Below are 9,928 nucleotides of genomic sequence, written 5' to 3'. Positions count from 1 at the left end.
GGAGAGAACGATGAACGACACCACGACGCAGCTGACCTACCTCGTCGTCGCCAACGACGAGGAGCAGTACTCCCTCTGGGAGGCCGGCCGGCCGCTGCCGCTGGGCTGGCACCCGCAGGGGTTCGAGGGCGGCAAGGAGGAGTGCCTGGCGCACATCGAGCAGGTGTGGACCGACATGCGTCCGCGCAGCCTGCGCCTGAGCATGGCCGGCTGACCCGGCCGACCCACCGACCGACCCGCACGGCACGCACCGTACGCCGCCCGGCGCCCCACATGGGGTGCCGGGCGGCACGCGGAGTGCCGGGAAAGGAATGACCGTTGTGACCAGAGCGACCGCAGTGGCGCAAGCGCCGGAAGCGGAAGCACCCGCGGCGGCGGAGGCGACCGGGCCGCGCAGCCTGACGCCGCTGCTGACCCTCGTCACCGTCTCCGGCATCACCTCGCTCGGCGTGGCGATGACGCTGATCGCCGTGCCCTGGTTCGTGCTGCAGAGCACCGGCAGCGGCACACGGACCGGGCTCGTCGCCGCGGCCGAGATGCTGGGGCTGCTCTGCTCGGCCGTGCTGGCCGGGCCCGTGCTCGACCGGCTGCCCGCCCGGGCCGCGGGGATCGGCGCCGATTGCCTGACCGCCGCCGCCCTCGGCCTGATCCCGCTGCTGCACGCCGTGGACCTGCTGGCCCCGCCCGTCCTGCTCGTCCTGGTCTTCGTCGTGGGCGCGGCACGCGGTCCGGCGGACACCGCCAAGCAGCTGCTGCTGTCGGACGCGATGGCACGGGCCCGCGTCGGCGCGGAGCGGGCCACCAGCGCCGTCGAAGGCGCCCGCCGGGTGGGCCTGATGGCGGGCGCCCCGCTGGCCGGCCTGCTCATCGGTACGGCGGGCCCGGTCCGGACGCTGTGCGCGGACATGGCGGCCATGCTGGTCTCGGCGCTGCTCGTCGCGCTGCTGGTACCCGCGGCGACGACGGACGCGAAGGCCGACGGCGACGCGGACGCAACGGCCGGCGCAGAGGCCGGCGCCGCGGGCGGATCGTCGTACCTGCGGGATCTTCGGGTGGGCCGGCAGTACGTGTACGGCGACCGGCTGGTGCGCGCGATGACGGCCGTCCTGCTGGTGACCAACGCCCTGGACGGTGCGCTGAACGGGGTGCTCTACCCGGCGTACGGCACCCGGGTCCTGCACAGCAGCGCCCTGTTCGGGGCCATGGTGACCGCCATCGGGGCCGGCGCCCTGCTCGGGGCGGGCCTGTACGGCTGGACCGGGCACCGCCTGCCGCGCAGGGCGCTGTTCGTCGGGGCGTTCGCTCTGGTGGGCGCGGTGCGGTGCGCGACGCTGGCCGCCGAGCCGCCGCCCGCCGTACTGCTCGGGCTGCTCGCCCTGTCGGGGATCGGGTCGGGGATCGTGGGCCCGCTGATGATGTCGGTGGCGTACGAGCGGGTGCCCGGGCCCGTGCGCGGCCGGGTGTTCGGCCTGCTCGTCGCCTGCGCGCTGGCGGCGACGCCGCTGGGGATGCTGGGGGCGGGGCTGGTGCTGGACCACTGGGGTCTGACGTCGACGCTCCTGGGGATCGCGGTGGTCTATCTGGGGGTCACCCTGGCGCCGCTGGTGTTCCGGGTGTGGCGGGAGCTGGATCGACCGACGTCCGGAACATCCGGTTTGCAATGATCTGCCGCCCTTCACTTTAGCGCCAGGCAGCTTGATGAACGCCCGCGCCCATCGCCGCGGTTCACCGCGGACGGCAGGGTTGGTTCCGCAAGGCACGACCGGCGCGGGTCGCCCACGAAGCGGCCCGCGCCACGCCCGACCACCGGATCCCTGGGGGGACACCATGCTCAAGCGCTTCGTACTGGCCCTGTCCGTCGTGACGGCCGCTCTGCTCATGCCGGCCACCGCCGCCCACGCGGAGGAGGGTGGCACCACGCCCCCGGCCGGGGGCACCGGCCACCCTCGTGTCGTCCTCACGGGAGGAACCCACCTCGGCGCGACCGGCGGACTGCGCGACCAGGGCGACACCTCGTGGGGCGGCTGAGCACTGCTCCACTGACGACCACCGACCGCTGACCGCTGACCGCTGACACACCAAAGAGGAATGAGACGCCTCGCGGGAGGCATCTCATTCCTTTCGTCATGCGGGGGAAAGGCAGACGACCGTCCAGCTGGCGGCCGCGGTGCATTCGGCGCGACGGCTCCAGCGGGCGGGCACGTACAGCACCTCGCCGGGACGCAGCCGGTAGCGCAGGGACGGCGCCGTGGCCGCTCCCGCGCCGCCGTCCCCGGCGAGGAACCAGGTGGCGGCGCCCGCGATCTGATGGACCAGCAGATGCCCCGCCCCCTCGGTGTCGAAGGCGCCTGCGGGCACCGCGCGGGCCCGCAGGCCCGTCAGCCGGCCCAGTCCGGCGGCCAGCGAGGCGAGCCGGGACGCACGGACCCCCGGATCGGCGGGGCCGGTCCCGGCGTCGAAGACCGGGTGTTCGTGCTCGGGCCACAGGACGCCCGGCGCCCGGTCGAGGTGGACCGAGAGGAACAGGGCGAGTTCCCGCAGGTGCCGGTCGGCCCGGTCGCCCCCCGGTCCGTCGTCCGGCGGAATCATCAAGACGCCTCTCCCCTTGCTGCCGTTGGCCGGCGCACCGTGCGTGCGCACACCGGGGACCGGGGTCACGGCCCCCCGCCCGGGAAGCATCGTGCACCCGGCGCGCGGCGTGCCAGTCACGAGAGCACGTTCCCGGACTCGCGCGACATACGCACGACACTCGCACGTCACGTCCGCGCGGCCGGACGCGGGGAGGGGGTTGGCGGCGTCCGGCGGATCAGGCGGCGGGACCGGCCTCGGGGCCGTCGGCGGGATCCGGGTCGAAGAGCCCGCGCGCCGCCGCGGCGACGCCCGCCTGGAAGCGGCTGCCGGCGCCGAGCTCCTCCATGATGTCGGCGATGTGCCGGCGCGCCGTACGCAGGGACATGCCCAGCCGCCGCGCGATGGCCTCGTCCTTCAGCCCGGCCGCGAGGAGCCGGATGATCGTCTCGTGGATCTCGCGGGCCACCTCCTCCAGCCCCTGCCCGACGGCGCTGGAGAACGGGGTGGCCAGGTCCCAGGTCTGGTCGAAGATGTCGCAGAGGTAGGCGACGGTGGACGGCTCCCGGATGACCACGGCGCCCCAACTGCCGTCCTTCACCGGTATGAACGCCAGCTCGCGGTCGAAGGCGATGAGCCGGCCGAAGAGTTCGTGCGCGGTGCGGTACTGCGCGCCGAGGGCCGAGGCGGCGGCGACGTACGCCTGACTGGGGCCGTTGAAGCGTGCCGTGTGGTGGTAGAGGCTGCGCATCGAGATGCCGCGCCGGAGCATGATCTCGTCCCGCTTGAGCGCCTCCTGCATCGCCTCAGGGACCCGGCCGCCGCCGCCCGGCTGGCAGGTCAGGACCTCCCGGGTGCACTGGTCCGAGGCCCGGTTGAGGGCGCCCCGTACGTCCTCGACGTTCTCCAGGACCTCCAGCGCCTCGCCGGTGGCGCGCCGCTCCAGGTAGTACGGGACGAAGCGGCCGAGGTCCTCGCGGATACCGCTGATCTCCCGCTGCCGTTCCCGGATCTGGGCCTCCAGCGGGGCGACCAGCCGGGAGGCGGCGGTGTCCGGGGCGACCGCGTAGGCGACGGCGGGGTCGCCGGGGCTCAGGTGCAGCAACTGGGCCTGGAGCAGCCGCTCCACGCTGCGCCGGACCTCCTCCGGGTCACGCCCGGTGCCGGCGGCCACGGCGTCCGCTCCGATCATCCGGTGTTCGAGCACCCAGCCATAGACATCGAGATCCACGTCGTTCAGGTCAGACAACACTCTTGCCCCATTTTGCACTGTTCGCCCCGGGTCGCTTTGCTGCCAGTCACCTTGGTGAGGTGCCCGCCCCCTGGCGTCAGCATAAGCAGGGCGAAAGTCTGTTCCAGGCGAACAGCGGGCGAACGTCGGCGGGATGTCAGCCCGTCGCCGACCGCCCCGACAGCCGGAGGGACATGCTGGAACACGCCCGTATCCCGCGGGAATTCGCGTCGACGCAGGTCGCGGCCGTACCGGTGACGGCGCCCGCCGCCACAGCCACGACGGCGGGAACCCATCGGGCGCGGCGATTCGGACAGCGGCATCGAGCCATGCGCGGGGCGCGATGCACCGTGTGCCGTGTGCCGTCCCGCAGGCGCCCTTCCGGCACCGACTGATCGTCACGCAGCACCGTTACGCAGAACCGTTACGCAGCACCACCCGACCACGACCTCCCGGAGCCCCCCGTGCCCCACACCACCCTGAGCACCCCCACCCCGTCCCCGGCCGCCCTCACCCCCCGCGAGCAGGAAGTCCTCGCCCACCTCGCACAGGGCGACACCTACCGGATGATCGCGCGGCGGATGGGACTGAGCCCGCACACCGTCGACACCTACCTGCGGCGCCTGCGCAGCAAGACGGGGGCCGTCAACCGCACCCAGCTGACGCACCTGGCCTTCCAGCTGGGGTACGGCCCGGGCTACTGAACCGGGCCCGGCGCCGGACCTCAGGAGCCGCCGCAGTCGGGGTGTCCCCAGCGGGTGCCGACCTTGGTGATCGTCTCACCAGCCGCGTACGACCGGCCGCATGGGCACGTGCCGGGGAACTTCGCCGTGAGCGAGACGCGCCCGCGCGCGGGCGCCGCCGCCTTCTTCGCCCCGGCCCGGGCCGGGGCCTTGCGCGCCGGGGCGCTGCGGGCCGGGGCGGGCACCGGCACGGCGGTGTCGCCCAGGGCCGTGCCGGCGGCCCGCTGGCCGGCGGCCGCGTCGCTGGCGGCCTGGTCGGCGATCGCGTTCAGCAGGTCACCGTCCTCGCGGTGGGCGGGTACGTAGCGGAACTCCACCTCCCGGTCGGCCAGCAGCGCGTCGATGCTCTCGACGAGGTCCCGGTTGGCGACCGGCTTGCCGGCCGCGGTCTTCCACCCGTTGCGCTTCCAGGCCGGGAGCCACTGGGTCACGGCCTTCATGGCGTACTGGGAGTCCATCCGCACCTCGACGGCGGTCCCCGGATCGAGCGCCTCCAGCAGCTGCCGCAGCGCGGTGAGCTCGCCCACGTTGTTCGTGGCGCGCCCCAGCGGACCGGACTCCCAGCGCTGGGGTCGTTCCTGGGCGTCGGCGATGACCCACGCCCAGCCGGCGGGTCCCGGATTCCCCTTCGCCGCCCCGTCGCAGGCGGCAATGATGCGATCAGACATCCCCCGATCATGCCCCACCCCGGGCGGCCCGCTGACCGCCGTCCGTACGGGTGACCGTGCGGGAACCCACGCCCGGGGGACATCGAGCGACTCGTCACGGCCCCCAACTCAGCGCTCTGGGCCGGGTGTTCACACCGTTTCGGTGGACCGTCGGGCTCGCGGGCGGACGGCCCGTGACGGCGGGGCGGCTACCCTGGCGGGCATGACGCTGCGCAAGATCGTCCAGGTGAGTGTGGACGCGATGATCGAGGACCTCCGTACGCTCGTGGAGGTCGAGTCGCCCTCGCGCGATCTCGACGCCCTGGCGACCTCGGCCAAAACGGTCGCCGCCGTCATCGAGAGCCGCCTCGGCGGGCAGGCCGTCCTCATCGGCAGCGAGGCCGGGCCGCACGTCCACTGGTCGGCCGGCGGCGATCCCCGGGTGCTGGTCCTCGGTCACCACGACACGGTGTTCCCGCTGGGCACCCTGGAGCGCCGGCCGTTCGCGGTCGCGGACGGACACGCGACCGGGCCCGGCGTCTTCGACATGCTGGGCGGTCTGGTGCAGGCGGTGCACGGTCTGGCGTCGCTGGAGGACCTGTCGGGCGTCGAGATCCTGGTGACCGCGGACGAGGAGGTCGGCTCCCGCTCCTCCCGCGCGCTCATCGAGGAGCGGGCGCTGGCCTGCGGCGCCGTCCTCGTCCTGGAGGGCGCCGCCGACGGCGGAGCCCTGAAGACCGGCCGCAAGGGCTGCGGCACGTTCCAGGTCTCCATCGCCGGCCGGGCCTCGCACGCGGGCCTGGAGCCGGCGGCCGGGGTCAACGCCCTGATCGAGGCGGCACACCAGGTCCTGGACATCGCGGCGCTGGGCCGCGCGGAGGCCGGGACGACCGTGACTCCGACCGTCGCGTCCGCGGGGACCCTGGACAACGTGGTGCCGGCCGAGGCGACCGTGATCGTGGACGTCCGGGTCGAATCGGCCGCCGAGACCGAACGCGTCGAGGCGGCGTTCGCGGCGCTCGCTCCCCATCTCGACGAGGCGGAGATCACGGTCCAGGGCGCCATCGGCCGGCCCCCGATGCCCGAGTCGGCCTCGGCCGAACTCTTCGCGGTGGCCCGGCGGCTGCTGCCCGGCCTGGAGGGCAAGGCGGTCGGCGGCGGCAGCGACGGCAACTTCACGGCCGCGCTCGGGGTTCCGACACTGGACGGCCTGGGAGCGGTCGGGGGCGGCGCGCACGCCGACCACGAGTACGTGGTGATCGACGCGATGGCCGAGCGGGCGAACCTCGTCGCCGGGCTGGTCAGGGCGATCCGGACCGCGTAGCCGGCGGCCGGGTCAGACGCACTCGCCCCTGTTCACCGGGGTGAAGTCGGACGGGCCGACGTCGTTGACCGCGCGTACCTGGAAGCACTGCCTGCCCAGCGGGAGTCCGGTCCAGGTGAACGACTCGCTGTTCGCCGGCACGCCCTTGGTCTGCTGGAGGGAGCTGTTGAAGATGTGGTACGCCGTCTCGTCGGTCGCGGTGTCGGTCCACTCCACCTTCACGCTGGTGGGGTCGGCGGCGTCCCTGGTGACGATCACGTTCGACGGTTCGGCCGGCCGGCCGATGCCGATCCCGGTGCCGGCGGAGTGCTTCAGGGTGAAGCTCACCCGGGTGGAGTCGTCGGAGCCGGTCTCGTCGCTGTCGACGGACAGCTGCCATTTGCTCAGGGTCTTGCCGGGCCTGAAGCCCTGCTGAATGCCCTCGTCCGTGCCGTCCAGGTCGTTGGAGCGGCAGTTGGACCCCTCGAAGAGGCGGAGCTTCGGTGTGGCCACGACCATCTCGTTGGACCTGAGCTCGACGTGAACGGTGAGCTCGCCCCGGCTCTCACCACCCGCGCACGCCGACGCCGTCAAGGTGTCGGTCGGCCGGTCGTGACTCAGCCTGACCAGCCGGTCGAACGGGGTGTTCGTCGTGGTCCGGCCCGAGAACAGACCGGGGCCGTTCGACACGGTCAGGGTCCCTTTCATGCTGATGGTGTGCGTACTGGCCGCCGCGGCCGGCGGAGCCGACCACACGCACCACACCGTGAGCGGCACGACCGCCGTGAGAGCCGCTGTACGTCGCCATCGCATCGCTGCACCTCGCAACCGCCTGCTCCAGGCCTGGGGAAAATGACCGGATCGCAAGGCCCGCCCCTTCATCGTCACGCCACCCCGCCGACTCGTCCACCGGGGGCCACGCGCGGCGGCCGCGTCCTAGTCGTCGCCCCCGCCGCCGTCGCCCCCGTTGCCGCCGGTCAGGCGGCGGCGCCGCCCGGAGCGGCGGGCCAGATCGCCCGCGGCGAGGGTGACGGCCGCTACGGCGCGGACCCAGCGGGGGCCGCCACGCTGGGCCCACACCACGCAGACGCATCCGCCCACGGCGAGCGCCAGGACTCCGAGCAGCAGAACCGTCATGCTTCCCCACTTCTGTGTGTGTTCGCGCGGTCCGGGAATCGCCCCGGGCCCGGACCGGGACCGGGACCCGATGTCCCGCTGCCGCCGGTCAGGAGATCCCGTACCACTGGCTGGCCCAGCCGGTGTTGATCGTGCTGGTGGACTGTTCGGCGAGGTTCACCGTGGCCGGCAGGGAGGTCTGGCCGGTCAGGAGCGTGCTGTAGCGGAGGTTGGGCGGGGTCAGGCCCGCGTTCACCGAGATGCCGGCGCCCGTCGCCTTGAGGGTGAGGGCGTTGGTGGCCCAGGTGCCGTTGAGCAGGAGGGCGACGAAGTAGGTTCCGGGGGCGGCGGTGAACGGCTTGGCGAGCGGCAGCGGCTTCGCGATCGGCTCGGTCATCAGCAGCGGTGATATGTCCGCGGTGGACGCGCGCAGGGTGCCCTTGGCGTCATAGACGCCGAGGTAGCAGTTCGCGAGCTGGGCGTTCGGATCGAGGCCTGCCAGCCCCAGCCAGATGTTGGACCAGGTGATCTCCTCGCGCAGCACGATCCGCACGAGGGTGACCCGGCCGCCGACGCCGGCGGCGGACTGGGCGGTGACGTGCCCCGCGTCGTTGGGGTCGCCCGTCCAGGCGAGCAGGTTCTGGTCCTGCGGCCGCGGTCCCTCGTAGCCGGAGCCGGCGGCCGGAGCCGGAGCCGGGGCCGCCGCGGCGCTCCCGCCCTGCCGCGGGCCGCCCCCGGCCGCGGTGCAGCCGGTCAGGACGAGCGAGGCCGCGAGCGCGGCGGCGATGCCGGCCCTGACGACGGTGGTACGGGTGCGCATGGTCCCCCCATGTGGTGCGGATGTGCCGAGGGACATGGTCACACGGCACGGCCCGGTCCCCGGGGGCGGGCACCGGCGGTCAGGATCCGGTGCCGCGCCGCCCGCGGGCACCGCCCTCACCGGTGGGTGCCCGCCGCCCGGCCCCGGGGATCAGGCGCCGCCGGTCACGTCAGGCGCGGGCGCGGGCGCGGGCCGGGCGCGGGCCTGCGACGGCCTCGGCGAGCATGCGGCGGCCGGCCGGGGTGGTGAGGACACCGCGCAGGGCCGTGTCCCGTACGGCACGGGCGGGTGCCGACCGCAGCGTCCAGGCGCGGGTGGCGAGGTCGGTGCGGGCGAGCACGCCCAGGGCGTCGGCGCGCCGCGAGCGGCGCCAGGCCGTGAGCGCGTCCGTCCCCGGGCCGCGCCGCGCGGTCGCGGCGGGCAGGACGGCCGCGAGCGAGACGGCGTCGCGCAGGCCGAGGTTGAGGCCCTGCCCGCCGACCGGGCTGCACACGTGGGCGGCGTCGCCGATCAGCAGCACCCGTCGGCTCCCGTGCCCCGCGGCGAGGCGCCGGTGGGTACGGAAGGTGCTGGTCCAGCGGCATTCGCGGACGGTCGCCGTCCAGCCGCGGGCCGCCGCCTCGGCGGTGAGCGCCGCCGTGCCCTCCGCCGTGCCCTCCGTGGGGCCCGCGTCCTGCGGAGGGCCGGGCGTGGGCTCGTGCGGCAGGTGCAGCACCACGCGGGCCCAGCCGTCGAGGTGCATCGGCAGCACCACGAGCAGGCCGCGCGGTCCGCCGACCATGTGCACGCGCGCCGGGTCCAGCGAGGGGTCCTCGACGCGCAGATCGGCGAGCTGCCACGTACCGGCGTAGGTCCGGCCCCGGAACGCCGTACCGGCCAGGGCGCGCAGGGTGCTCGACGCGCCGTCGGCCGCGACCACCCAGCGGGCGCGCAGCGGTTCGAGGGCGTCCGTGTGCACGGTGACGTGGTCCGCGTCCTCCTCGACCGACCGGACCGCCGCCGAGCGGTGCACGCGCACGCCGGCGGCCGCGGCCCGTTCGGCGAGCAGGCCCTCGGTGGCGCACTGCGGGACGGTCAGGATGTACGGGTACGGGGAGCGCAGCCGGGTCAGGTCGAAGCCGCCGAGCCGGCGCCCCCGCGACCACATCTCGACAGTGTCCACGCGCCGTCCCAGCGGGTGCAGCGCCTCGGCCAGCCCGCTCGGGGTCAGGGCCTCCAGGGTCCGCGCGTGCACGTCCGTCGCGCGGGACTCGGTGACCGGACCGGGACGGCGTTCCAGTACCACGACGTCGAGCCCCGCCCGCGCGAGCAGCAGTGCGGCGGCGAGGCCCACCGGCCCGGCCCCCACCACCGCCACATCCGCGTCGATCGCCATGCCCGGCACTCTAACCGGGCCGGTCGACGGGTCGGAGTCGGGGCCTGGAGTCCGGGCCCGAAGTCCGTTCCGGCGCAGGATTCTTGACGGCTGATCAGGGTGGCGGGATCCGGTAGGTGCAGGTG

12 protein-coding genes are annotated in these 9,928 nt (G+C 74.4%); 5 read left to right on the top strand and 7 right to left on the bottom strand.

All coding sequences use genetic code 11. From position 1 onward, the window contains the following. The first annotated feature begins 10 nt into the window (after positions 1–10). The 3 genes from ACZ6KO_RS06700 to ACZ6KO_RS06690 all read left to right on the top strand — a co-directional run bounded on the left by ACZ6KO_RS06700 (position 11) and on the right by ACZ6KO_RS06690 (position 2,028). Complete coding sequence (locus ACZ6KO_RS06700; RefSeq protein ID WP_401443943.1) at positions 11–214, top strand: MbtH family protein; 204 nt, start codon at positions 11–13, stop codon at positions 212–214. A gap of 106 nt (positions 215–320) precedes the next feature. Then, positions 321–1,664, top strand: coding sequence for an MFS transporter (locus ACZ6KO_RS06695; RefSeq protein WP_469300837.1), 1,344 nt, complete (start codon positions 321–323; stop codon positions 1,662–1,664). A 163-nt stretch (positions 1,665–1,827) separates the two neighbouring features. Next, positions 1,828–2,028 carry a hypothetical protein gene (locus ACZ6KO_RS06690; RefSeq protein ID WP_469300835.1) on the top strand — a complete coding sequence of 67 codons (201 nt, stop codon included), beginning with the start codon at positions 1,828–1,830 and terminating at the stop codon, positions 2,026–2,028. A 96-nt stretch (positions 2,029–2,124) separates the two neighbouring features. On the opposite strand, the gene ACZ6KO_RS06685 is transcribed toward ACZ6KO_RS06690, so the two are convergent. Next, the gene (locus ACZ6KO_RS06685) at positions 2,125–2,592 is read right to left on the bottom strand and encodes a hypothetical protein (protein ID WP_469300832.1); all 468 of its coding nucleotides are present in this window, start codon (positions 2,590–2,592) and stop codon (positions 2,125–2,127) included. Positions 2,593–2,806: 214 nt separating this feature from the next. Beyond that, positions 2,807–3,817 carry a helix-turn-helix domain-containing protein gene (locus ACZ6KO_RS06680; protein ID WP_469300829.1) on the bottom strand — a complete coding sequence of 337 codons (1,011 nt, stop codon included), beginning with the start codon at positions 3,815–3,817 and terminating at the stop codon, positions 2,807–2,809. Between the two features lie 446 nt (positions 3,818–4,263). Between ACZ6KO_RS06680 and ACZ6KO_RS06675 the strand changes: the two genes are divergently transcribed. After that, the gene (locus ACZ6KO_RS06675; RefSeq protein ID WP_469300827.1) at positions 4,264–4,503 is read left to right on the top strand and encodes a response regulator transcription factor; all 240 of its coding nucleotides are present in this window, start codon (positions 4,264–4,266) and stop codon (positions 4,501–4,503) included. Between the two features lie 20 nt (positions 4,504–4,523). Here ACZ6KO_RS06675 and ACZ6KO_RS06670 read toward each other — a convergent pair whose 3' ends face one another. Next, positions 4,524–5,210 carry a ribonuclease H family protein gene (locus ACZ6KO_RS06670; protein WP_469300825.1) on the bottom strand — a complete coding sequence of 229 codons (687 nt, stop codon included), beginning with the start codon at positions 5,208–5,210 and terminating at the stop codon, positions 4,524–4,526. 202 nt (positions 5,211–5,412) lie between these two features. On the opposite strand from ACZ6KO_RS06670, the gene ACZ6KO_RS06665 reads away from it, so the two are divergent. Then, on the top strand, positions 5,413–6,513 hold the full coding sequence (locus ACZ6KO_RS06665) for a M20 family metallopeptidase (RefSeq protein WP_469300823.1): 1,101 nt from the start codon (positions 5,413–5,415) through the stop codon (positions 6,511–6,513). A 12-nt stretch (positions 6,514–6,525) separates the two neighbouring features. On the opposite strand, the gene ACZ6KO_RS06660 is transcribed toward ACZ6KO_RS06665, so the two are convergent. The 4 genes from ACZ6KO_RS06660 to ACZ6KO_RS06645 all read right to left on the bottom strand — a co-directional run bounded on the left by ACZ6KO_RS06660 (position 6,526) and on the right by ACZ6KO_RS06645 (position 9,803). Further along, positions 6,526–7,200 (bottom strand): fibronectin type III domain-containing protein, encoded by a 675-nt coding sequence (locus ACZ6KO_RS06660; protein ID WP_469300821.1) that lies wholly within the window; start codon positions 7,198–7,200, stop codon positions 6,526–6,528. A 228-nt stretch (positions 7,201–7,428) separates the two neighbouring features. After that, positions 7,429–7,629 carry a hypothetical protein gene (locus ACZ6KO_RS06655; protein WP_469300817.1) on the bottom strand — a complete coding sequence of 67 codons (201 nt, stop codon included), beginning with the start codon at positions 7,627–7,629 and terminating at the stop codon, positions 7,429–7,431. 88 nt (positions 7,630–7,717) lie between these two features. Further along, the gene (locus ACZ6KO_RS06650) at positions 7,718–8,428 is read right to left on the bottom strand and encodes a hypothetical protein (protein WP_469300815.1); all 711 of its coding nucleotides are present in this window, start codon (positions 8,426–8,428) and stop codon (positions 7,718–7,720) included. Positions 8,429–8,597: 169 nt separating this feature from the next. Continuing rightward, entirely contained in the window at positions 8,598–9,803 is a 1,206-nt protein-coding gene (locus tag ACZ6KO_RS06645) for an FAD-dependent oxidoreductase (protein ID WP_469300812.1), read from the bottom strand. Between the last annotated feature and the right edge of the window lie 125 nt (positions 9,804–9,928).

The organism is Streptomyces sp. NPDC042102 (assembly GCF_055582305.1).
This window is presented reverse-complemented; position numbering and strand designations above follow the sequence as displayed.

What these genes read in the sequence shown, in the direction of transcription:
- ACZ6KO_RS06700 (WP_401443943.1), top strand. Translation starts at nt 11, where the DNA reads ATGAACGACACCACGACGCAGCTGACCTACCTCGTCGTCGCCAACGAC.
- ACZ6KO_RS06690 (WP_469300835.1), top strand. Translation starts at nt 1,828, where the DNA reads ATGCTCAAGCGCTTCGTACTGGCCCTGTCCGTCGTGACGGCCGCTCTG.
- ACZ6KO_RS06670 (WP_469300825.1), bottom strand. Translation starts at nt 5,210, where the DNA reads ATGTCTGATCGCATCATTGCCGCCTGCGACGGGGCGGCGAAGGGGAAT.
- ACZ6KO_RS06665 (WP_469300823.1), top strand. Translation starts at nt 5,413, where the DNA reads ATGACGCTGCGCAAGATCGTCCAGGTGAGTGTGGACGCGATGATCGAG.
- ACZ6KO_RS06660 (WP_469300821.1), bottom strand. Translation starts at nt 7,200, where the DNA reads ATGAAAGGGACCCTGACCGTGTCGAACGGCCCCGGTCTGTTCTCGGGC.
- ACZ6KO_RS06655 (WP_469300817.1), bottom strand. Translation starts at nt 7,629, where the DNA reads ATGACGGTTCTGCTGCTCGGAGTCCTGGCGCTCGCCGTGGGCGGATGC.
- ACZ6KO_RS06650 (WP_469300815.1), bottom strand. Translation starts at nt 8,428, where the DNA reads ATGCGCACCCGTACCACCGTCGTCAGGGCCGGCATCGCCGCCGCGCTC.
- ACZ6KO_RS06645 (WP_469300812.1), bottom strand. Translation starts at nt 9,803, where the DNA reads ATGGCGATCGACGCGGATGTGGCGGTGGTGGGGGCCGGGCCGGTGGGC.